Annotated in this window: 13 protein-coding genes and 2 rRNA genes; 7 read left to right on the forward strand and 8 right to left on the reverse strand. The window is 69.3% G+C overall.

Annotated elements, in window-relative coordinates; translation table 11 throughout:
• The 4 genes from ACFWW9_RS14930 to ACFWW9_RS14945 form a co-directional block, all read left to right on the forward strand.
• Window positions 1-1,031, forward strand: a 23S ribosomal RNA gene (locus ACFWW9_RS14930); the annotation flags it as partial.
• Window positions 1,032-1,142: 111 nt separating this feature from the next.
• Window positions 1,143-1,259 (forward strand): 5S ribosomal RNA (rrf, locus tag ACFWW9_RS14935).
• A 135-nt stretch (window positions 1,260-1,394) separates the two neighbouring features.
• Window positions 1,395-2,963: a deoxyguanosinetriphosphate triphosphohydrolase family protein gene (locus ACFWW9_RS14940; RefSeq protein WP_390376707.1), complete on the forward strand. Its 1,569-nt coding sequence runs from the start codon at window positions 1,395-1,397 to the stop codon at window positions 2,961-2,963.
• Between the two features lie 351 nt (window positions 2,964-3,314).
• Window positions 3,315-6,071 (forward strand): S8 family serine peptidase, encoded by a 2,757-nt coding sequence (locus tag ACFWW9_RS14945; protein ID WP_390376897.1) that lies wholly within the window; start codon window positions 3,315-3,317, stop codon window positions 6,069-6,071.
• Window positions 6,072-6,182: 111 nt separating this feature from the next.
• On the opposite strand, the gene ACFWW9_RS14950 is transcribed toward ACFWW9_RS14945, so the two are convergent.
• The 3 genes from ACFWW9_RS14950 to ACFWW9_RS14960 all read right to left on the reverse strand — a co-directional run bounded on the left by ACFWW9_RS14950 (window position 6,183) and on the right by ACFWW9_RS14960 (window position 9,060).
• The gene (locus ACFWW9_RS14950) at window positions 6,183-6,809 is read right to left on the reverse strand and encodes a hypothetical protein (RefSeq protein WP_390376710.1); all 627 of its coding nucleotides are present in this window, start codon (window positions 6,807-6,809) and stop codon (window positions 6,183-6,185) included.
• A gap of 219 nt (window positions 6,810-7,028) precedes the next feature.
• Window positions 7,029-7,754, reverse strand: coding sequence for a hypothetical protein (locus tag ACFWW9_RS14955; protein ID WP_390376713.1), 726 nt, complete (start codon window positions 7,752-7,754; stop codon window positions 7,029-7,031).
• A 100-nt stretch (window positions 7,755-7,854) separates the two neighbouring features.
• Window positions 7,855-9,060, reverse strand: coding sequence for an MFS transporter (locus tag ACFWW9_RS14960; RefSeq protein WP_390376716.1), 1,206 nt, complete (start codon window positions 9,058-9,060; stop codon window positions 7,855-7,857).
• Window positions 9,061-9,181: 121 nt separating this feature from the next.
• Between ACFWW9_RS14960 and ACFWW9_RS14965 the strand changes: the two genes are divergently transcribed.
• Window positions 9,182-9,535, forward strand: coding sequence for a MerR family transcriptional regulator (locus ACFWW9_RS14965; RefSeq protein ID WP_390376719.1), 354 nt, complete (start codon window positions 9,182-9,184; stop codon window positions 9,533-9,535).
• Window positions 9,536-9,544: 9 nt separating this feature from the next.
• On the opposite strand, the gene ACFWW9_RS14970 is transcribed toward ACFWW9_RS14965, so the two are convergent.
• Both ACFWW9_RS14970 and ACFWW9_RS14975 read right to left on the reverse strand, forming a co-directional pair.
• A complete protein-coding gene (locus ACFWW9_RS14970) occupies window positions 9,545-17,851 on the reverse strand; it encodes a SpvB/TcaC N-terminal domain-containing protein (RefSeq protein WP_390376722.1) in 8,307 nt (2,768 codons plus the stop codon).
• A 398-nt stretch (window positions 17,852-18,249) separates the two neighbouring features.
• Window positions 18,250-18,594, reverse strand: coding sequence for an ArsR/SmtB family transcription factor (locus ACFWW9_RS14975; protein ID WP_390376725.1), 345 nt, complete (start codon window positions 18,592-18,594; stop codon window positions 18,250-18,252).
• 108 nt (window positions 18,595-18,702) lie between these two features.
• On the opposite strand from ACFWW9_RS14975, the gene ACFWW9_RS14980 reads away from it, so the two are divergent.
• Window positions 18,703-19,581 (forward strand): MFS transporter, encoded by an 879-nt coding sequence (locus ACFWW9_RS14980; protein WP_390376728.1) that lies wholly within the window; start codon window positions 18,703-18,705, stop codon window positions 19,579-19,581.
• A gap of 243 nt (window positions 19,582-19,824) precedes the next feature.
• On the opposite strand, the gene ACFWW9_RS14985 is transcribed toward ACFWW9_RS14980, so the two are convergent.
• Both ACFWW9_RS14985 and ACFWW9_RS14990 read right to left on the reverse strand, forming a co-directional pair.
• Window positions 19,825-20,226 (reverse strand): hypothetical protein, encoded by a 402-nt coding sequence (locus tag ACFWW9_RS14985; protein WP_390376731.1) that lies wholly within the window; start codon window positions 20,224-20,226, stop codon window positions 19,825-19,827.
• Window positions 20,227-20,374: 148 nt separating this feature from the next.
• Window positions 20,375-21,349, reverse strand: a complete 975-nt coding sequence (locus ACFWW9_RS14990; RefSeq protein ID WP_390376734.1) for an ArsR/SmtB family transcription factor — start codon at window positions 21,347-21,349, stop codon at window positions 20,375-20,377.
• A 60-nt stretch (window positions 21,350-21,409) separates the two neighbouring features.
• On the opposite strand from ACFWW9_RS14990, the gene ACFWW9_RS14995 reads away from it, so the two are divergent.
• Window positions 21,410-22,597 carry an MFS transporter gene (locus ACFWW9_RS14995; protein ID WP_390376738.1) on the forward strand — a complete coding sequence of 396 codons (1,188 nt, stop codon included), beginning with the start codon at window positions 21,410-21,412 and terminating at the stop codon, window positions 22,595-22,597.
• Here the strand turns inward: ACFWW9_RS14995 and ACFWW9_RS15000 are convergent.
• Window positions 22,581-23,423 carry a helix-turn-helix transcriptional regulator gene (locus ACFWW9_RS15000; RefSeq protein WP_390376741.1) on the reverse strand — a complete coding sequence of 281 codons (843 nt, stop codon included), beginning with the start codon at window positions 23,421-23,423 and terminating at the stop codon, window positions 22,581-22,583. The genes ACFWW9_RS14995 and ACFWW9_RS15000 overlap by 17 nt on opposite strands.
• Between the last annotated feature and the right edge of the window lie 19 nt (window positions 23,424-23,442).

The following is a 23,442-nucleotide window of genomic DNA, read 5'->3' on the forward strand; positions in this document are numbered from 1 at the left end:
AAGGGCGAAGCTGAGAACTTAAGCGCCAGTAAACGGCGGTGGTAACTATAACCATCCTAAGGTAGCGAAATTCCTTGTCGGGTAAGTTCCGACCTGCACGAATGGCGTAACGACTTCTCGACTGTCTCAACCGCAGGCCCGGCGAAATTGCATTACGAGTAAAGATGCTCGTTACGCGCGGCAGGACGGAAAGACCCCGGGACCTTTACTATAGCTTGGTATTGGTGTTCGGTTCGGCTTGTGTAGGATAGGTGGGAGACTGTGAAGCGGCCACGCCAGTGGTTGTGGAGTCGTCGTTGAAATACCACTCTGGTCGTACTGGATGTCTAACCTCGGTCCGTGATCCGGATCAGGGACAGTGCCTGGTGGGTAGTTTAACTGGGGCGGTTGCCTCCCAAAGGGTAACGGAGGCGCTCAAAGGTTCCCTCAGCCTGGTTGGCAATCAGGTGTCGAGTGCAAGTGCACAAGGGGGCTTGACTGTGAGACAGACATGTCGAGCAGGGACGAAAGTCGGAACTAGTGATCCGGCGCTGGCTGGTGGAAGCGGCGTCGCTCAACGGATAAAAGGTACCCCGGGGATAACAGGCTGATCTTGCCCAAGAGTCCATATCGACGGCATGGTTTGGCACCTCGATGTCGGCTCGTCGCATCCTGGGGCTGGAGTAGGTCCCAAGGGTTGGGCTGTTCGCCCATTAAAGCGGTACGCGAGCTGGGTTTAGAACGTCGTGAGACAGTTCGGTCCCTATCCGCCGCGCGCGTAGGATACTTGAGGAAGGCTGTCCCTAGTACGAGAGGACCGGGATGGACGAACCTCTGGTGTGCCAGTTGTCCTGCCAAGGGCACTGCTGGTTGGCTACGTTCGGAAGGGATAACCGCTGAAAGCATCTAAGCGGGAAGCCTGTTCCAAGATGAGGTATCCCACCCCTTTGAGGGTTAAGGCCCCCAGCTAGACCACTGGGTTGATAGGCCGGAGATGGAAGCCTAGTAATGGGTGGAGTTGACCGGTACTAATAGGCCGAGGACTTGTTTACGAAGACGCTACGCATCCACTGTGCGGTTCTGAAAGAACCGAACCGGACCACACGGTCCCACCAGGCTAGTTGGGTGGGGTTGTGTGCCTACGGTAGGTAATTTCATAGTGTTTCCGCGGTCATGGCGGAGGGGAAACACCCGGTCCCATTCCGAACCCGGTAGTTAAGCCCTCCTGCGCCGATGGTACTGCACTGGTGACGGTGTGGGAGAGTAGGTCACCGCGGGGCAATCTTTCCCGGTAGGGACTCCAGAAATGGGGTCCCTACCGGGCTTTTTTGCGTTTAGGGCAGGCTGGGGCGGGGGTCGCCAGGTTGGTGGCTCCTGGGCGAGGTGTAGGCCGTTCGGTCGTCTACCGTTTCGGCATGGAGAGTGAGCAGCCTGATTCTCGGTCCGGTCGGCGGTCTGGGGCGGTGGGGGTGTCCACCGCTGATCTGGCGTCCAGTCCTTACCGGGTGGATCGGGATCGGGTGGCGTCGTCGCCGTTCTTCGCTCGGCTGGGTGGGGTCACGCAGGTTGTGAGTTCCACCGGGTCCGGGTTGTTGGTGCACAACCGGTTGACCCACAGCTTGAAGGTGGCGCAGGCGGCTCGGGCCATCGCTGAGCGGTTGTGTTCGCGGCCTGAGCTGGTCGGGGTGTTGGAGAAGCTCGGGGGATGTGACCCCGATGTGGTGGAGGCCGCTTCCCTTGCCCACGATCTGGGGCATCCGCCGTTCGGGCACCTCGGGGAGCAGGTGTTGGATCGGATCGCTCGGCATCGGCTGGGGTTGGCTGATGGGTTCGAGGGGAACGCTCAGTCGTTTCGGATCATCACGACGACCGATGTGCGTGGACCCGCTGCTTTGGGGTTGGATCTGACCGTGGCTGTTCGGGCCGCGATGTTGAAGTACCCGTGGACTCGGCTGTCGCATCCCGACCCGCATCCGCGGGAGATGGCGGCACCTCCGCGTGGGGCGTCGGAGCCGTCGGACGGGCCGGGGACCGGGGCGGCGAAGTTCTCCGCTTACGTGACCGAGTTCGAGGACCTGGTGCAGGCCCGCGCTCCGTACGAGGGGCGGGTGGAGTCGTGGCAGCAGACCGTCGAGGCCTCCGTGATGGACACCGCCGACGACATCGCCTACGCGATCCACGACCTGGAGGACTTCCACCGCGTCGGGGTGTTGCAGCACGCGACCGTCGCCGCCGAACTGGGGACGTGGCTCAGCGAAGGGCTCGACCTGGCAGGGTTGTCGCGGGCTGAACTGGCCGCGCAGCAGCGGCGGCCGGGGCGGTCGTTGGAGTCGTTGCGACGACGGCTGCACGCCAAGGACTCGTGGGCGGTGAACGACGACGCGTTCGCGGCGGCCGTGCTGAAGGTGCGCTCGGAACTGGTCGACGGGTTGCTCGCGGTGCCGTTCGACGGGTCCGTCGAAGCCGAGCAGGCCGTCGCCGGGTTCTCGGCGAAGTGGACTCGGCGGCTCGTCGACGCGGTCGGCGTGCTGGAGGAGCCGACCACGCGGTCCGGGCACGTCGTGCTGGCCACGGCCCAGTGGCACGAGGTGCAGGTGTTGAAGTTCGTGCACCGGCGATTCGTGTTGCTGCGCCCGGATCTGGCGTTGCACCAGCGCGGGCAGGCGCGGTTGATCACGGCGCTGGTCGAGGCGCTGGAGCAGTGGGTGACCGACCGGCACGAGTCGGACCGGTTGCCGCGGCGGCTGCACGACCTGGTGGAGTTGGCCGAGACCGAGTACGCGTTGCTGGCGCGCACGGATCCGCGGGTGCTCGTCGGCGCGACCGGTGAGGCGCCCACGGGGAAGGACGCGGTGCGCGGGCTCGCGCGCGGTCGGGCGGTGGTGGACTTCGTCGCGTCGCTCACCGACAACCAGGCCGCCGCTCTGCTCGACGCGTTGTCCGGTCGGACAGGTCAGTTGTGGACGGACGCGTTCGTCCTCTGAGGTCTCCCGAGCCCCGCTACCGGCGGTGATGGGAACGGTTTCGGCATCGTTCCTGGTGTAAAGCCTGTGTGAGGCCAGTCGCCTGAGAGGGGTGCCGCCATTCGGCCGTGTGGACAGGTGTCCATCGCGGACGAATGCTTTGTGAACGGTCAACTCTTGGTGCCTCGCGTAGTGAGACGTCCTCCAAACGGACGCTGACCGTGTCCGGTTGAGCACAATACGTTGACGCGGCCGGTTCGATCCGGCTCACAGGCCGCGTGCGTCGGGGCACGCTCAACTTCGGGGGAGACGCCCGTGCGCTCACCGCTGCACCGTTCACGAAGAAAATCCCTCATCGCCGCGGGTACGGCGATGCTGCTCGCCACGTTGGGGACGATCACCCCGGTCTCGGCCGCTCCGGCCAAGTCCGCCAAGGAGATCTCCGACGTCACCGCGAAGCAGATCTCCGCGTTGCAGGACATCAAGAAGTCCATCACCAAGACCGAGTCCAAAGTGGACAGCGCGCTCGTGGTCGAGCAGCGCCGCCGCTCCTCGGTCGGCACGATGTCGAAGCTGCCGGACCTCAAGACCGGGGTCGAGGTGCAGGCCGGTGACACCGTCCTGGTCGACATCCGCGCCGAGAAGGTCGGCGACGACCTGCTGAACGCCATCCGCGGCGGCGGGGGTGGCGTTCGGTCGTTCTCCGTCGAGGGCGCGACGGTGCGGGCGCAGGTCCCGTTGTCGCAGCTGAGCAAGATCGCCGAACGCGGCGACGTCAAGCGGGTCGAGGCGGCCGTGGGCGCGATCACCGCGCACCTCGACGTGTCCAAGACGACCAAGAGCAAGAAGCCGCGCGCCGAGCTGTCCAAGGACGCCAAGGCGAAGCAGATCGAGGCGAAGGCGCGCCAGGCGCTCATCTCCGTGCAGGCCGTGAAGACCGGTGAGGGCGACCGCGCCCACGCCGCCGACACCGCCCGCGCGCAGTTCCACGTCACCGGCACCGGCGTGAAGCTCTGCGCCCTGTCCGACGGCGTCTCCTCGCTGGTCGCCTCGCAGGCCGCGGGCGAGCTGCCCGACGTCGACGTGCTCACCGGTCAGGGTGGGTCGGGCGACGAGGGCACCGCGATGCTGGAGATCCTCCACGACCTCGCGCCCAACGCCGCGCTCGGCTTCGCGACCGCGTTCAACGGCGACGCCAGCTTCGCCGACAACATCAAGGCCCTGCGCTTCCAGCTCGGCTGCGACGTGATCGTCGACGACGTCCTGTACTTCAACGAGTCGCCGTTCCAGGACGGCATCATCGCCCGCGCGGTCGACGCGGTCACCGCCGACGGCGCGGTGTACTTCTCCTCCGCGGGCAACGAGGGCAACGTCGCGGAAGGCACCTCCGGTCACTGGGAGGGCAACTTCGTCGACTCGGGCGTCAGCATCGGCAAGTTCGCGGGCTCGGCCCACGACTTCGACCCGAACCCCAACGCCAAGCAGGTGTTCAACCCGCTGTCGGCCAACTCGACCAACGTGCCGGTCACGCTGTTCTGGTCCGACCCGCTCGGCCAGTCGGCCAACGACTACGACCTCTACCTGACCAACGCGCAGGGCGCGGTCGTGGCGTTCAGCCAGAACCCGCAGGAGGGCACGCAGGACCCGTACGAGCGGATCAACACCCCCGCCTCCGGTTCGGGTCTGCGCCTCGCGGTCGTGAAGTTCCGCGGTGAGGACCGCTACCTCGCGCTGTCCGCGCTGGGCGGTCGCTTCAAGGACTCGACCGACGGCCTGAAGAAGTTCGTCACGCCCGGCGTGACCCGCGGCCACTCGGCCGCCAAGGGCGCGATCAGCGTCGCCGCGGCCCCGGCCGCCTCCGCGCTCCCGTTCGACCTGGAGCCCGGTGACCCGGCGAACCCGAAGGGCCCGTACCCCGGCACCTTCACCTCCGCCTCCAAGCTGGAGCGGTTCACCTCCGACGGTCCGCGCAAGGTGTTCTTCAACGCCGACGGCACCCCCGGCGCCGAGACGCGGCAGAAGCCCGACCTCACCGCCGCCGACGGCGTCACCACCAGCGTGAGCGGCTTCAACCCGTTCTTCGGCACCTCGGCCGCCGCGCCGAACGCCGCGGCCATCGCGGGTCTGATCCTGTCGGGCAACCCGACGCTCACCCCGGCCGAGGTCAAGGAAGCCCTCACGGCGACCGCGATCGACATCGCCGAGCCGGGCACGGACAACCGCTCGGGCGTCGGCGTCGTGCTGGCCGACCGCGCGCTGTCCTACACGGGCGCCAGCCCGCAGGCCCTCGCCACGGCCCAGAAGCCGACCATCGTCAACGACGCGGACGGCAGCCAGTACCTGAAGCCGGGCACCACCTCCACGGTCACCGTGCCGGTGCTCAACTCCGGTGACGGCACCGCGGCGTCGACCAGCGTCGTCCTCACCACGCCCACCGCGGGCGTGACGATCGCGCCGAGGTCCAAGCAGTACGGCAACATCGAGGTCGGCCAGACCGTCACGAACACCTTCAAGGTGACCGTGCCGTCGACGTTCGTCCCCGGTGACCAGGTGAAGCTCGACGCCCGCGTCTCGTTCTCGGGCTCGACCTCGCCCACGACGAAGTCCTTCCAGCTGGGCGTCGGCGAGCCGTCGCGCGACTTCAAGCACTTCGCCTACACCGGTCCGGCCATCCCGATCCCGGACAACAGCACCGTCGGCGCCACCGTCTCCATCCCGGTGACCGGCGTCGGCCGGGCGTCGAAGGTGACGTTCTCCGTCGACGGCGACACCTGCACGGCGGCCGACGCGGCCACCACGGTCGGCATCGACCACACGTTCGTCGGTGACCTGGTCGGCACGCTGACCTCGCCGACGGGCCAGACGGCCACGCTGTTCTCGCGCTCCGGCGCGGCGGGCAACAACCTCTGCAAGGTCGTCTTCGACGACGCGGCGGCGGCCTCGTTCTCCACGGTCACGTCGGCGCTGGCGCCGTTCACCGGTTCCTGGAAGCCCACCACGGGCACGCTCGGCGGTCTGACCACCGGGTCGGCCGACGGCACGTGGACCTTCAAGGTCACCGACGCGGCGGGCACGGACGTCGGCTCGGTGCGCGCGGTCTCGCTGCACCTCGCGGGCTACGTGTCCTAGCACGGCCTGTGGTGGCCCCTGACGCGTCGGGGGCCACCACACAGTCTCCTTCACACGAGAAGGCCCCCGCTGAACGGCGGGGGCCTTCTCGGCGTCCAAGAGGTGAACCGGCTACTTGGGCCACTCCCAGCGGACGCCGAACACGCCTGGACCGAAGCCCAGCGCCACGGCGTGCACGCCACCGGCGTTGTCGAGCGTGAGGTTGCGGCGACGCGACGGCGTCTCGTCACCGGCGGGCAGGCTGTACTGCTGGCAGCGCGCGGGCAGGTTCGACTGGTCGAACCGGACCTCGATGACGTACTCGCGCACGGGCAGTCGGAACTTGCGCGCGAAGGAGTTGTTGCCCGCGGGGTAGTGCCCCTCGGGGAAGACCAGTTCGTACTCCATGATGATGGTCTCGCCCCTGGCCAGCGGGCGGTCGAACATCATCTCGGCGACCATGATGTTGGCGTCGGTGTCCTCGGCGACCCGGCCCAGGTGGCAGTTGCGGAGGTTCGCGACCTCCGGCAGCACGTCGGAGTCCTCGGTCTCGAACACCAGCGCCCAGCGGTCCGGGCCGTCCTGCTCGGCGCGCAGGATCTGCCGCACCCAGATCGACTTCTGGCCGCCGTCGGCGGCGATCTCGATGCGGTCGTGCTGGCTGATCCGCCCGAGCTTGACGTCGGACGTCGTGTCCACCTTGGTGAGCAGGTCGGCGACCCGCTCACGCCGCGCCCAGAGCGCGTCGATGGGCATCATCGTGGTGGGGCGGCAACGCCTGCCGCGTGGACGAGGTGGCCCGAGCAGGGCGGACAGACCCGCCTGCGGGACACCCAGGACGGACTCGAGATGCCGCAGCGCTTCCAGCGACTCCGGTCGCGGGGGGGGGGGGGGGCCCCCCAGGCCGGAGGGGGGGGGGGCGGCGCGGGTGGGGGCCCCCCCCCCGCCCCCCCCGGGGGGGGGGCGGACCTCGGCTTCCTACTTCTTGAGCCTGCGGCTCCCGGCGTGCCAGTCCTCGACCTTGCCCGCCTCCTGGGTCGTGACGCCGAACGAGGGCAGCTGCGGCTGCTCGCGCAGGCTGCGCTTGAGCTCGGCGAAGCCGGGGAACCGGGCGAGGCCCACGACGTGGTCCCACAACTCGGCGGCCTGCTGCTCGTCGGGCAGCCTGCTGATCACCGGCCCGAAGAAGGCGACGCCCTCCGGCGGCTCGAAGTGCACGATCGGCGTGCCGACGTCCTTGCCCGTCAACGACAGCGCCTCGTCGGACTCCGCCTGGATCTCGGCGTCGCGGCCCGTGTCGTCGAGCGCGTCGGCGAGCGAGGTCGGCAGACCGGCCTCGGCGAGCGCCGCGGCGGCGAGACCGGGGTCGCCCTGCCAGCCGGGGACCCGCGTCTCGTCGACGTCGGTCTCGAAGATCCGCGCGCCGAAGGCGGCGTAGAGCGGGCCCATCGCCTCACGGCCGTGCGCCTCCCGCGCCGCCGACGCCACCCGCAGCAGCCGCAGGCCCGCCGTGTGCTGGGCGTCGTACTCCGGCGGGAAGTGCGTGTCGTAGTCGAGGTGGGCGTTGATCAGCCGCAGGGAGATGAACCGCCAGTCGACGGTGTAGTCGCGCTGCGCCTGGACGAGCCTGATCCACTTGCTCGTCATCCACGCGAACGGGCAGATCGGGTCGAAGTAGAAGTTGATGTCAGCGTCGCCGCTCATGAACGTGCTCCTCAGTGGTCGGAAAGCCCGCGCCGGCCATCTTTTACTGAACGATCGGTAAATTTCAAGGTGATCACAGCCACCTAACCACGGGTCCGCCCTACCCGGCGACCGGACCGCGCTTCGGGAACGCGTACCCCCGAGCCAGCACCACGACGAGCGCGGTCGGCACCAGGAGCACCACGGCCGCGACCAGCAGCGACTCGGAGCCGAAACCCGCGAGGAGCGCGCCGCCGACCAGCCCGCCCAGGCCGATGCCCAGGTTCCAGGTCGTCACCATCGACGACTGCGCCACGTCGGCGTGCTCGCCCGCGGCCCTCATCAGCGCCGACTGGAGCAGGGTCGCCGCTCCCCCGAACGCCAGCCCCCACGCCGCCACTGCGACGTAGTCGACAGCGGGACTCGCCGCCGCCACGGCCAGCACCCCCGCGGCCGCGGCGAACAGCGCGGTGCTGAGCACGACGAGTCGGCGGTGGTGCCGGTCGATGAGCACGCCCGTGAGCCAGATGCTGACGATCGAGGCGATGCCGAAGTCGAGGAGGATCCACTGGACCTGGTCGCGCAGCCCGACGTCGGCGAGGATCGGCGCGATGTAGGTGTAGAGGATCGTGTGCGCGAGCACGAACACGCCCGTCACCACGAGAACGGTGCGGAGACCTCGCAGGCGCAAGATCCGGCGCAACGGGATCCGGTCCTCGGCCTGCTGACCGGGGAAGTTCGGCAGGCTCCAGAGGGTCCAGCCGACCAGCAGCCCGGTCAGGGCCGTGACGACGCCGAACGTGAGCTGCCACCCGACCGCCCTGCCGAGGTACGCCCCGACCGGGACCCCGAGGGAGAGGGCGACGGGCGTGCCCGCCATGGCGAACGCCATCGCGCGGCCCCGCAGACCCGGCCCGACCAGGCGGGACGCGTACCCGCCGAGCAGGCTCCACACCACGCCGGAGGACGCGCCCGCGAGGACCCGGGCGCCCATCGTGACGGGGAAGCTGAGCGAGACGGCGGTCACGAGGTTGGCGAGCACGAACCCGGCGAGCGCCGCCAGCAGCAGGTGGCGGCGCGGCCACGACGCGGTGGCCAGGCTGACGGGGATCGCCGTCAGCAGCGTGCCGACCGCGTAGATCGTGACCGTCTGGCCCGCCACGGATTCCGACACCCCCAGCGCGCCGCTCATCTGCGGCAGCACGCCCGCGGGCAGCGCCTCGGTCAGGGTGGTGATCAGCCCCGCGGTGAACAGCGCGATCAGGGGTTGGAGGGGCAGCCGTTCCGCGGACGGGGTCCGCGCAACGGTCATCTGTGTGGTGCTCACGAGTGTCCTTCGGCCTGCCGGGGGTTCACCCCGGATTCGTCGGCCCTCCGCGTTCGCGGTGGCTCGACTAGGCTCCAACCTTGACATCGGTGTGAAGGCAAGCGGCGGCCAGGGAGCTGTGATGAGGATCAAGGAGCTGTCCGAGCGGACCGGCGTGTCCGCCCGGCTGCTGCGCTACTACGAGGAGCAGGGCCTCCTCACGCCGAGGCGCGAGGAGAACGGCTACCGCGACTACGACGAGCCGCTGGTCGAGAGGGTCGAGCAGATCCGCAGCCTGCTGGGCGCGGGCCTGACGACCGAGATCATCCGCGCCGTCCTCCCCTGCCTGGCCGAGGCCGCGGACTCCCGCTACCCCGCCCCGGACTTCGTGGACCGGATCCGCCGGGAACGCGGCCGCATGGCCGAGCGCCACGCGTGCCTGACGAAGAACCTCCAGGCGATGGACGCCTACCTGGCCGCCATCGTCAAGGCCTAGGGCTCTCCCCTACCTCCAGTCGTTGATCCGCATCCCCTGCAGGGTCCGGATGACGTTCTTGATGTTGCGCCCCTCCTGCTTCTCGTCGTCCCGCGGGCCCATCGGGGACACGGTGGTCATCATCGTCGACAGGAAGCTGTTGAGGTCCATCCTCGGTTGCAGCTTCGCCTGCTTCGCCACCCTGGCGAAGGTGCCGTAGAGACCGATGACGTACTGGCGGTACTGGCCGGGGTTCGCGGACGGGATGTCCGGCTGGTGGCCGCCGAACGCCGTGGCCGCGTGGCCGACCGGCAGGCTGAACATGCACGGGCAACCCGGCTTGGAACTCGACTCCGTGTCCACGTGGGCGAACGAGTCGCCGTAGGAGTGCAGGACGTTCTGGTCCTGCTCGGTGATCGTCTTCTTGTTCAGCACGATGTCGTGCACGACCCAGCCGAACGCCGTGTCCGCCCTCGCCTGCACCCGTTCGGCGTTCTCGCCGGTCAGCAGGTGGATCGCCCGTGAGTCCGCGCCCGCGTAGCCGGGGACCAGCGATCCCGCGATGGAACTCCCGGCGGTCGCGCTGCGGCCGTCGGTGTCCGGCGCCCACGCGGCCTGCCCCAGCGCCCGCGCGGTCTCCGGCGGCAGTCCGGCGGCCAGCGCGGCGGCCTCCATCGTGTACTGGTGCCCGGCCCTGCCCCACCGGCCGGTCGGGTCGCGGTGGGCGACCGGGTTGTTCTGGACGTAGGTGTACGAGGCCAGGTTGGCGCTGGCGAAGACGCCGCCGTTGGGATCACCGTCCAGGTAGGACGACGTGGCCGGGTCCGTCGACCGCCAGAGCTGGGTCCTCGGGTCGAGGTAGCGCGCGCCGTAGAAGTAGAGGCCGGTCTCCTTGTCGAACTCCTTGCCGTTGTACTGGTACGGCACCGGCGTCTTGGCCCCGCTCTCGGAGACCCACGTCTCGCCGAACGGGAAGTACTCCTGGTGGGAGACCAGCCTCCCGGTCGCGTCGGTCACCAGGCCGGACGAGCCGAGGTGGTCGGCGTGGAAGTAGAACAGCTCGTCCTCCAGCCCGCTCTCGACCTTCTTGGTCACCACCCGCGTGTCGCCCGCGAAGACGTGCTTGAACGACTGGGTGCCGACCTTGCTGAAGTCCCGGCTGGGCGAGATGTGCTTGTCGTCGCCGTCCTTGACGATCCGGTTGCCCGAGTCGTCGTAGACGAACCGGGCCACCAGGTCCACGTCACGACCGTCGCAGGACTCGGGGTCCTGGTCGACCGTGTCGTCCTCGCCGTCGGTGACGCACGCGAGCCGGTTCTCCTCGTCCCACACGAACTGGGTGCGCTTGTCCGAGGTCGTCGCCTCGAACAGCGACCCGCCGAACGCCTGGACGCTCCGGTCCTTCGTGGTGATGTCGATCTGGTTGCCGTTGGCGTCGAACCTGGTGGTGTCCTGGCCGATCCTGGTCGCCGCGTGCGGCCGGGACTGGTCGTAGGTGTAGCGCAGCGAGTAGGTCGTGGGGCTCTGCGTCTGGACGCCACCGGTCGCGGTCACGAGTTCGTGCTTCTGCGTCTTGCTCGTGGTGTTGTGGATGCTGTCGTAGGCCATGTCCACCTGGTACCGGTCGACCTTCCCGGACGGCGCGCGGTACTCGCCGGTCGCCGAGGTGAGCTGGTACAGGTCGTCGTAGGTGTAGGTCTGCGTGCTCGGTCCGCCGATGCCCTTCGGGGCCTGGGCGGGGACGTCGTTGGTGAGCCGCGTGACGTTGCCGACGCTGTCGTACTGGTAGGACAGGGCCTGGAACTCGCCCCCGCCCGGCTGCTGCGACTTCTGCGTCGCCAGCCTGCGGTCCTCCTCGTCGTAGCTGTAGGTCGTGCGGACGCCGGAACCGTTCTGGGTCACCACCTTGTTCTCGAACTTGTCGTAGTCCTGCCGGGTCAGGTACGGGTAGTCCCGGCCGCCCTTGGCGCCCGTCGCCGTGGTGACCTGCCCGCCGCTGTCGTAGCCGTAGGTGACCTGCTCGCCGTCGGGGTAGGTCGTCTGGAGCGTGCGGTTGAAGGAGTCGAACCGGGTGAGGGTGGTGAAGGACGTCCCGGCGTCCAGCGCGCTGCCGCCGAGCGTGCGGGTCTCCCGGACGGTCTCGCCGAGGGCGCTGTAGCCGCAGGTGACGGTGCCCGCGGCGTCGCGGATCTCGGTGATCCGGCCCGCCGCGTTGTCCGGTGCGCCCAGCGCTCCGTAGGTGTACCTGACGTTGTTCCCGGTGAAGACCGGGTACCGGATGCCGGTGACCCTGGTGAAGTCGTAGTCGTACTCGATCGCCTTGCGCTTCCCGCGCAGGTTCGGCGTCACCTTCGTGATCACGTTGCCCGCGAGGTCGTAGCCCGTCTCGGTCTTCCCGGAGTCCGGGCTGTCGATCACCGTGCGGCGGCCGAAGTTGTCGTAGACCGCCTTCGTGGTGAAGCCGCGGTCGTCGGTCACCGCGGTGATCTGGCCGAGCGGGTCGTAGCCGTAGCTCGTCCAGATCACCGGCTGACCGCCCGCGGGGTTGGCCTCCTTCACCGCCGTGGTCAGCTTGCGCAGGTCGCTGTACGTGCGGCGCTGCTTGCCGTTGGCGTCGGTGCCGACCATCTCGAACCGGGTCGTCCCGGCCCGGTCCGTCCCGAACCCGTACGCCGTCGTGGACGCGGTGTCGTCGGGGAGGGCGACGCGGGTCGTGCGGTCGAGGACGTCGTAGCCCGTCCGCGTCGGCCGCACGGTGTCGACGGCGGCGTTGAACGCGAAGTTGCCGTCCCCCTTGGGTTCGGTGACCGGGTAGTACGACTCGACGGCCCGGCCCGCGAAGTCGAACACCTGCTTGCCGGAGACGATCATCGCGGCCTCCGGCTCCGCACCCGGCCGGGGCGGGACGCTGGCGTCCTTCTTCGTCTGCACGACCCGGTCGAGCCCGTCGACGAACTGCACCGTGTCGATGGTGTCGTCGCGCACGCCCGTCGCGGTGTTGTCGATGTGCCTGCTGACCGCGTACGGGACCTCGGCCTCGGGGTGGTACTCGAAGTCGATCGTCACCCGGTTCTCGGGGATCTCGTTCGGTCCCGCCACGAAGTCGACGCGGCCCACCCGGTCGTAGTTGTAGTGCACCCGCTGGAAGTTCTCGTCGACGGTGCTCTCCGGCAGGCCGTACTTGTAGTTGTGGGTGATCACCGACCTGAGGTTGAAGCTGTCCACCACGGTTTCGACGTACACGCCGACCACCGGGTCGTAGCCGTAGTCCAGCCGGTAGCGCTGGCCGGTCTTGTTCGCCGGGCCGACCACGGCCTTGAGGTTGCCGTTGCCGAGGTACTCCAGGTCGGTGACCGCTCTCGAGCCGTCGGCCAGCAGGGCGCGCTGCTGCGTCACGTTTCCCGTCTTGCAGTCCACAGTGGACTGCCGTTCGCGCAGCAGGGTCTTCGGCGTGACACCCGCGACCTGGACGGCGTTGGCGATGCCGACGATGTTCCTTTCCCGGCAGGCGGCATCGGCCGCCGTGTACCCGGTGCGGGTCTCCACGTCGTCGGCCGTGCCGACGTCCGCCGCGTCGAAGACCCGTGTCGTGTTGCCGTACTCGTCGTACTCGAACTCCGAGGAGGTCGACTTGCCCGCGGTCGGCAGGCCTTCGTAGGACCGCCGTTCCGACCGCGCCAGCAGCGGGAACACCGTGGCGGTGGTGCTGCGCGGGTCGGCCGCCCTGCCGGTGCCCACGTCGCGCAACGCGTAGGTGTTCACCGACTCCGTGAACAGCCGTCCCGCCGCGTCGGCGGTCGTCGACCGGGTGACCAGGCCGCGGGCGTAGACGCTGTCCGTGCGGTACTCGGTGCCGACCGTCCGGAACACCGCGTCGCCCGCGCCGGGGTCGCGCTCCTCGCTGGTCACGCGGCCGAAGCCGAGGAACTGCCGCTCCAGCCGGTCGTACTGGCCGTTCTCGTAGCGGAACGTGGACAGCCGCACGTCCTGGCCGTCGCCGGGGTGGCCGTCGAACACCCTCGTGCTCGACAGCACGTAGTGCGACTGCGGGAGGTCGGTGGTGTTGCCGTCGCGGGTGTAGTCGAGGTCGACCCTGCCGCCCAACGGCCGGTCGACCGACCGCAGCAGGTTCGTCCGGCCGGTCCGGTTCTCCGCGACGACCAGTTCACTGTCGCGGGTGGACCGGACGTGGTCGGGGTACCCGTCGCCGTTGACGTCGCGCAGCGCCACCTCGGACCGGCCGATGCCGGTCGACACGTCCGCGCCGGGGTTGAACACGACGCAGCCGCCCGCGAAGATCCCCAGGCAGAACCCGAAGACGAAGTACGCGCCCGCGCCGAGGCTGGAGTTCTTGTCGGCGGTGATCCCGCCGAAACCGCCCTGGAACGGGACGGGCGCGAGGAACCCGCTGCCGGTGTTGATGGCGACGGCCAACGGATCGCCGCCGCGGGAGAACACCCGGTCGGCCAGGCCGTCGCCGTTCATGTCCGTGAGGCTCGCCTCCGTCCTGGACGTCCCGGTCGAGGCCGACACACCGCCCGCCAGGCCGTAGAAGTCGGTGTTGAAGCCGAGGTCGACCGCCGAGTTGCGGGTGGTGGCGTCGTTGAGCGGGCCGCCGGGCCACGGTTCGGGCGCGGCGAACCGGTACCCGAGGTTGAGCGCCGCCGTGCCGTTGTCGTGGACGCGGTCGGGCAGGCTGTCGCCGTTGATGTCGAGCAGGTCGAACCTGCCGTCGGACTCACCGCCGCCCGTGCTGCCGCCGATCCCCAGGCTCGGCATCTCGCTGCCGTTCTGGGCGGTGGCGGCGGACCGGTCGGCGGACGGCGCGGCCAACCCGCGGCCGTCGGCGGCCGTGCGGGCCGGACTGCCCGCGTTCGCCGAGGCGGTGAAGGCGTTGGAGTCGCTCTCCCGGACGTTGCCGACACCCAGGTCGCCTCGGGTGCCGCCGAGACCGCCGGTCATGTCCGAGTACTGGATCCCGGCCGAGCCGACCACGTCGGGGAAGCTGTCGCCGTTGAGGTCGAGGAAGTCCACCTGGCCGCTGCTCCGGCCCCTGGCCACGCTCGCCCCTGCGCCGATCGGCACGCCGGGCAGGCTCGCGCCGAACGTGGTCGAGATCTGCCTGCTGTCGGCCACCCTGGGCACGCCGGTCGCGCCCGCGAAGTCGGAGTCGCGGGCCACGTCGATCCGGTCGGTGCCGAGGCGAGAACTCGTGGCGCCCGTTCCGGCGATCCAGGTGTTGCCGTCCTCGCTGCCCCACCGGCCCTGAGCGGGTTTGGGCGCGAGCACGACCGCGTTGGGCGGCGTGACCCGGCCCTCGAACCCCGGCACGTCCTGCTCCCGTGGAGCGGCGGGGATGCGGTCGCGGTAGTTCTGGTCGATCGCCAGGTCGCCCTGGACGATCGGGGCGGTGGCGCGGTCGCGGTTGCCCTGGTAGCCGATCGCGGCCCACCCCCGGTAGGGCTGGGCGAACGCGCCCTGGTCGGCGGAGGCGTGCAGGGCGCTGGGCACCGGGTCGAACACCACGCCGTCGGTGCTGACCGACGCGGACTGCGCGGTCAACCGCGCGGGCACTGTCGTGTCCAGGGTGGAGAAGTCGAAGAACAGCTCGTCGCCCTCGGTCGCGTTCACCTGGACGCGCAAGGACTCCGGCGCGGGCACTTGGCCGTCGACGACGTCGATGACCTTCTTGGCCAGCAACGCGCCCCGGCGTTTGACCGTGAACACGACTCGGGTGTCGAGGGCCTGGTCGAAGGCCAGTTCCGGTTGCACGGTCAGCTCACCCGTGCGGGTGGCGGTGTAGCCGTCCTGCGGCGCGGTGAGCGTGTCGACCGGGTACAGGTCCAGGTCGTACGGCGGACTGATCTTCATGGTCGGGTTGCCGTCCCGGTCGACGACCGGCACTCCCCCGTCCGCCGCCGTGTAGTGCGCGGACGGGACCCAGTGCAGCGCGCCCGCGTCGATCGGCGAGTCCACCCGGAGCCGCCACGACAGCGTGTCGTCGGCCGACACCGGGATGTCGAGGTCGACCGGCACGGTCCCGCCCGCGGCGGCGGGGAGGTTCCTGCTGAACACCTCCCGACCGTTGCGGGTGATCACGACGGCGACGTCGTCGGTGGTCGGACCGACCTTCGACACGTCGCCGGACAGGTGCAGCGTCCCGGTCACCGGAGCGGTCACCGTGGAGGGGCGGCCGCCGAGGGTGAAGTCGCGCGAGGCGAGGAAGCGGTGCTCGTCCAGGCCGTTCACGTCGGTGCCAGCGGGCAGGGTGGTGTAGGTGATGTCCGGGTCCCAGGCGACCTGGTCGAACTTGCCGTCCAGCACCGACTGGACGCGGAAGTAGACCCGTTCACCGCGGCGGACCTGCACGGCGTCCACACCGGACGGCGTGTAGCGGGTGTGGTCGTTCGGCAGGATGCGCTGCGACCACAGCTCGGCGTTCTCGTGCTGCACGGCGACGCGGACACCGTCGGCGGTGCGGTCGGTTCCGGCGTCGTCGGCCAGTTGCACGCCACCGGCGATCCGGATGGTGCCGTCGTAGGGCGCGACCCACCGGCGCACGCCGTCCAGGAGGGGGAAGGCGTCGACCTGCCGCTCGAACTCGGCGGTCTGGTCGCCGACGACGGACCCGCTCACCCCGCCGGTGCCGATCGGCACGGGCGTGTCGTTGCTGTTCGCGCTGTAGGCGGGATTCCCGTTGGCGTCGAGGTGCCCGAACAGCACGCTGCCATTGGTGACCAGGTCGGCCAGGCCGTCGCCGTTGACGTCGGAGAAGTAGCGGTCGGTGCGCGTGGTGGTGGAGACGTGGTCGAGCTGAGCGGCCACCCCGATGAAGGACTCGACGCCGGAGGTGACGGACCGGGTCGACTCCGAGGAGATCCCCGGCAGGTTCGCCAGCCTGATCGGCGTGTCGCCGAACCTCGACTCCCCGCCCGGCCCGGACAGGTTCGGCCGGTAGAACACCCCGGCTCCGGTGCGGAACACCTTGTCCGGCAACGAGTCGCCGTTCACATCAGCCAGCGCGAGCAGCCCTTCCGCCGACCCGGCGTGGTAGCCGACCTTGCCGCCCGCCGACCCGGACTTGCGCGGCACGGCCGGGTTGAAGCCCACGTACAGGTGCCCACCCGCGCCGGTGGAGGTGCTGGCGTTCAAGGCGCTCGCCTCGCCGTCGGGCACCGAGGCGCCGAGCGAGTCGTCGTGGGCGGTCCAGTCCGCCGCGTCGGAGAACGCGCGGTAGTCGCCGTCGTCAGTGCGGATGTCGTCGAAGTAGTCGAACGTGTGGGTGGTGAAGATCCGCAGGTCCTCGCCGTACTGGGACACCGACCGCAGCAGGGTCTTGGCGAACGCGCCCGTGCGGTAGTCCAGCTCGTAGGCGCGGATCGGCTTGTCGTCGAGGTAGACGTCGATCCGGCGCAGCAGATCGGCCGTGACCTGCTTGAACCCGTAACGCGCGTCGATGTCGACGTCCTGGCGCCGCGACTCGCCGCGCTCCCGGTCGCGGGTGAACGTGATCGAGTAGCGGCCCTCGACCTTGCCCTGCCCGGTGTAGGTGATCCGCTTCGGGTAGAGGGCGAAGCCCGGCACTGTGCCGCCCGCCACGCCCATGTCCGAGACCCGGACGTTGTGGTAGCGCACGAAGTTGTCGTTGGCGTCCCGCACCTCGCGCAACGCCCACACCGCGATGTTGCCGAACTCGTCGGCCAGCGTCGTGCTCTCGGCCGCGCCGTCCGGCTGCCCACCGAAGAGCGACCTCGTGCCGTTCTTGTCGGTGACCTCCCACCAGTAGTTCCGGGGGTTGTCACCGTGCCGCACGATCCGCTCGAACCGCCCTTCGACGCGGGTGTGGAACACCTTCTCCGCACTGCGGGCCGTCAACTCGGTCCGGTGCGCAACGGGCGTGAGCTCCTCCCCGTTGAGCCGGTACGTCTCCGTTTCCAGCCCACCGTCGTACCGCGGCACACCCCACCGGGTGTCGATCGTGATGGACGGCAAGGCGACCTGCCACCCGACACCGACCCACCCGTTGTCGGCGGACGAGTCGTAGGACAGCTCGACGGTCGGCTGAGCCCCACCCCGCCCGGGTGGCACCTCGATGGGATAACTCACCCGCGCGTCACCTGTGTTGTCCGGCGTGGGCGGCTGGATCAGGTTGACCTTCGCACCGGGATCAGCGGTCTGAATTCCCTTGAGCTGGTTGGGGTTGAACGCGGCCCCTTCCGGATGCGCGGGAACGTCAACCGCCCCATCACCCGCCACCGCGACCCCGACGGGCAGCGGCCGAGGCTCGGCGACCCGCACCACCTCGGGCACCAACCCGACGACCACAGCCACCACCACCCCCAGCACCACGGCCTTCCGACTGACCCCAGACGACCGACGACGCTGACTCCAGGCGACCATGATCCCCGACACCTTCCCCGTTCGGTGACTCACAAAGGATCTTCACGCAGGGCCACGCCAAATTACCGAAACCACACACGGAACCGCAATTATTCGGCGCATTCCAGGGTGACTATTCGACAGATTTAGTCCGAACAGCCCTCACGCCTACATCACAAGGCGCACCAATTCCGCTAACCGAATTACAGGCGCTCGAACATGGCACGAATTCCAAGATTACCTGGAAATACGCAGATCAGATCGCCTTGACCTCGCCACCCTGTCGAACAGCGCGAATTCGCCGACCAGTCCATTTACGTTTATGCACGTGTTCTGGAAGTAATACGCCGAACGGCTCAGGCGGACGACTCGGATTCGACCAGGCGCTCTTGATCGGCCACGGCGGCGAGCACCGAGTCGAGCAGACCGGGGAAGCGCGCGTCCAGGTCGTCGCGGCGCAGGCTCACCAGCCGCTGGCGACCCTGGACGACCGTGAGGGTCACCCCCGCCTCGCGCAGGACGCGGTAGTGGTGCGACATCGTCGACTTGTGGACGTCCATGTCGCTGTTGATGTCCCCGCAGTTCTCGCTGCCCAGGTCGACGAGCCTCGCCACGATGGCCAGCCGGATCGGGTCGGCGAGCGCGTTGAGCACGTCGACGAGCTTGATCTCGGCCGCCGTCGGCTGCCACGGCTCCCTCATCGGGACACCTCCTCGACCGCGAGGGTACCCGTCGATTTGATAGTTGGACAACGATCCAACCAACCGTTAGTTTGATGTCCGTCCAACGATCACGACGAGGACGGAACCATGCTGAAACGACTGCTCCCCTTGTCCCTGGCCACTTTCGCGGTCGGCACCGACGGGTTCGTCATCGCGGGCCTGCTCCCCGCGATCTCGGCCGACCTCCACGTGAGCGTCCCCGCCGCGGGCCAGCTCGTGACCGCGTTCGCCCTGACCTTCGCCGTGGCCGCGCCCGTGCTGGGCTGGGCGACCAGCTCGTTCGACCGCCGCTCGGCACTGCTGCTCGCGCTGACCGTGTTCGTCATCGGCAACGCCGCCACCGCACTCAGCGACGACTACACCGCCGTGCTGCTGGCACGCGTGCTAACAGCCGTCGGCGCGGGCATCATCACCTCCACCGCCTCCAGCACCGCGGCGGCGATCTCCCCACCGGAACGACGCGGCCGTGCACTGGTGTTCGTCCTGGGTGGACTCTCCTTGTCCACCGCGCTCGGCCTCCCCCTGGGCACGCTGATCGGCCGCGACGACTGGCACCTCACGCTGTGGGCGGTCGCCGCACTCGGCTCGGTCGCGGCCATCGGCGTAGCACTCGGCCTACCGAAGATCACTCTGCCCGCGACAACCCTCCGAGCCCGCCTCGCCCCACTGCGGCAAAGCCGGGTCTTGGTCGTGCTGCTGGTGACGTCGCTGTCGATGGCGGCCCCGTACGTGCTCTACACCTACATCGGCGAGGCGACCACGACCGCCACCGGCGGCAAGTCGGGAACACTCACCGTGGTCCTGCTCATCTGGGGCATCGGAGCCCTCACCGGCAACCTGCTCGCGGGCAGACTGGTGGACCGTTTCCCGCCGTCCACGGTCGTCGCGATCGCACTGACCAGCCTCACCGCCCTACTGGCCCTGAGCCCGCTCGTGATCGGCAACCTCACCACGACCACCGTTTGAGCCCTGCTCTGGGGCATCGCGGTCGGAATGCCGACCGTGGCACAACAACAACGCCTGATCACCTTCGCCCCAGCGTCCTCACCGGTACTGCTAGGCCTCAACTCGTCGGCGATCTACCTGGGCATCGCCGCGGGCGGCGCACTGGGCGGCCTCGCCCAACACTGGCTCCCCGCCTCAACCCTGGGCCTCCCCGCAGCCGCACTCACTTTGATCGCATTGCCGTTGGCACAAAACAGGTGAGCCTCATCCTCGAGCTCGCCGCAGCAAAGCAACTCCACCGGCACCTACAACAAGCGGATGGACAACCCTGACCCATCCAGCTTGACTGTCCAGGGACCGCAACAGTGCGTGAGACGTGCCAGCGCTGACCAGCACCGACTGCCGGGGCGCCAGAGCCGCCGCGTTGACGACTTCATGCAGGTCAGCAGCGACATAGGACGAGTTCTCCGAAGTGGGGAGAACAACACTCACCACCACAGATCGCTCCTCCATGACGACGAAGTAGCCGAAGCCTTCACCGTCATATCGGACGCATGGAATCCGCCGATCGCCGACAGCCTGCTCACTGGCCCCAAGTTCGTCGACAAGAAAGCGAAACCTGGCAATGACTTCTTCACGAAATGATATGCGCGGCTTTTTACTCATCCCGACACGCTCCCCCGACTCAGTGCGTTCGCCGTTTTCGATCGCATCGTCGACAAACCTTTGTTGCGCGTCAAGTTCCAGCTGCCCGGCCCCTTGGGCCCAAGGTGAACGAACACTCCCGCCTAGCCGAGCGGCTCGGGCGGGCCCGCTACGGGTTCTCGTCGTGGAGCAGGGTGAGCAGGGTCGTGCCGCGGTCTGTCAGGCGGTAGAGGACGTGGCGGCCGGAGCGGGTGCGGGTTGCGATGCCTGATTTGCGGAGGACTGCCAGGTGGGCGCTGATCGTGCCCAGGGAGAGGTTCAGGGTGGTGGCCAGGGTGCTGCTCGTGGTGGGGGTGGTGAGTTCTCTGGCGATTCGGGCCCTTCCTGGTCCTAAAAGGACGGAGAGAGGGTCTGTGGAGGTGGAGTGAGAGTGGGTGGCGGGGCCGCGGGCGGGGTAGACGAAGGCGTAGCGGGGTGGGTGTTCGCAGGTCCAGAAGCCCTGTCTGGTGGTGTAGGGGACGAAGGTCAGGCCGTTGTCGCCGATCGGGACGTCCTGCCAGTCGCCGTGGTTGAAGCGGATCGCGTCCGGGGCCACCCAGGTCGACCGGCGGGTCATGCCGGTGACGGCCTTCTGCCATCCGTGGGCGGCCACCAGGTCCGCGCGGTAGGTGATCTCGCGGTCGATGACCGCTTGTCTGCGTGGCCAGTCGGGTTCGACGAAGCGGTGCCAGCCCTCTTCCAGCACGGCGGCGATGTGGGAGGCCGCGCCTGTGGTGGGGAGCCAGGAGGTGTCCGAACGGTGGGAGGCGGCGACGGCGTCGTCGATGGTCGCGCGCACTTGGGTGTCGGAGAACGCGGCGACATCGGCCAACTCGTCCGCGAAGCGGGTTTCCCGGCCGCCCGCGGGTGGGACGGCGACCACGTCGGGGAACCACTTCGTCGTGGCGACGAGGCCGAGCAGACCTGCCGCGACGGTGTTCCCGGCCAGCCAAGCGCGGTAGGCCGACGGGGTCTGGCGCACCGGCAGCCACGGGTCGGTGGTGGACCGGTGGAGCGCGATGAGCGTGCCCACGGTCTCGGCCAGCGGTGACACCGCGAAGTGGGAGCGCGCCACACCGGTGGAGGTCAGGCGGAGCAGGGTCATCGTTGCGCCTTTTGTCGCAAAGCTGGAGGGCTCGACGCTAACACCGCCATCCTCGGGCCCGTGATCATCGCCCCTCCCTTCCGAGTCTTCCTGGCCGCCCGTTCCGTGTCCCTGCTCGGTTCCTCGATGTCCTCGGTCGCGTTGGCGCTGGGCGTCCTCGGCGCGACCGGGCGGGCCACCGACCTCGGCGTCGTGATGGCCGCTGGGATCGGTCCCCAGCTGGTCGTGCTGCTCGTCGGCGGCGCGGCGGCCGACCGGTTCTCCCGCAAGACGCTCCTGGTCCACGCGAACCTCGGCGCGGGCCTCACCCAGGCCGGGGTGGCCGTGGTCCTGCTCACCGGTGGGTTCGACCTCCTGCTGGTCAGCCTGCTGGCGCTGGCCCACGGGGTGCTCGAGGCGTTCGCCTCACCCGCGCTGCGCGGGATCGTGCCCGAACTCGTCGCCCCGGCGGACCTGCACCGCGCCAACGCCGCCCTGTCGTTGAGCCGCAACACCACCCGGATCGCGGGTCCCGCGCTCGCCGGGGTCATCACCGCTGCCACGAACGGCGGGTGGGCCGTGGCGGCGGACGCGCTGAGCTTCCTGGTCGCCGCCGCGCTGCTGTCCCGGTTGCCGTCCACGGCACGGGTGAGCGGGGCACGGGGCAGCCTGCTGCCCGATATCCGCGCGGGCTGGCACGAGTTCCGGGCGATCCGGTGGATGTGGACGATGGCGCTGGCGTTCTTCGTCGTGAACCTCGCCAACGTCGGCCCGTGGCAGGTGCTCGGTCCGGCCCTCACCGCGCGCGACCACGGCGGGGCGGCGTGGGGGCTGGTCCTGAGCGTGCGCGCGGTCGGCATGGTGGCGACGGGCCTGCTGATGTACCGGCTCGCACCACGAAGGCCACTCCGGACCGGAGCCATGGCGTCGACGCTCGGCGCGCTCCCGTTGTTCGCGCTCGGCACCGGCGCCGACCTCCCGGTCCTGCTGGTGTGCGCCGTCCTCAGCGCCATCGGGTTCACCGTCTCCGGCGTCACCTGGGACACGGCGGTGCAGGGGAACATCCGCCCGGACGTGCTCTCCCGCGTCTCCTCCTACGACGACCTGCTGTCGTTCGCCTCGATCCCCCTCGGCCTCCTGCTCGTCGGGCCCGCCGCGGAGCACTGGGGCGCGCGGACCGTCGCGCTCGTCGGCGGGATCGCCTTCGTCATCGCGTCCCTGGCTCCCCTGCTGACGCGGTCGGTTCGCGGCCTCACCGCGCTGAGGTGACGCAGAGACCGTCCAACGCGGACCGGCTGTCCTCGTCCGCGCCGCGGTAGATCACCAGGAACTGGTCCGGGTCCTGAACGGGGACGAGGGTTTCGAACTCGACCACGATCTCGCCCGCCACCGGGTGCCGCATCGTCTTGTGGCCGCGGCCGTTGACCTTGACGTCCCGCTCCGCCCACAGGCGCGCGAACTCCTCGTCGCCCGTCACGCACTCGGTGATGAGGTCGGCCAACTCCCGGTCCTCCGGGTGGGCGGCCCACGCGGTGCGCAGGTGGGCGATGCCGTCGCGCACGACGCGGTCGCGGTCGACGTACAGCTCGCGGACCCGCAGGTGCAGCAGGCACAGGCGGATCGCGTTGCGCTCGCGCGGTGGCAGGGTGTCGAAGTCCAGCAGCACCCTCGTCATCTCCGTGTTCCACGCCAGCAGGTCGAAGCGGTGGTTCAGCACCATGGCGGGTCGCGGCGACAGGTCGTCGAGCAGGCGGACCAGCGACGGTGACGCCGTGGTCGCGGCCTTGCCATCGGCGTGGGGGCGGTGCCGGAGCAGGCCGAAGAGGTAGGCGCGTTCGTCCGGGGGCAGGCGCAGCGCACCCGCCAGGGCCTCCACCACGTCCACCGAGGGCCGCAGGCCGCGTGCCTGTTCCAGCCGCACGACGTAGTCGACGCTGACCCCGGCCAGTTCGGCGACCTCTTCCCGGCGCAACCCCGGCGTTCTCCGGGACTTCCGGCTCGACGGGAGGCCGAAGTCCCGCGGGTCCAGGCGTTCCCGCCTGCTCCGCAGGAACGCGGCCAGCTCCCGCGTCACGTCCACTGCGTCGGTGATCATGGAAGGTTCAACAGCCGGG

Source organism: Umezawaea sp. NPDC059074, from assembly GCF_042738955.1.
GTDB lineage: Bacteria > Actinomycetota > Actinomycetes > Mycobacteriales > Pseudonocardiaceae > Umezawaea.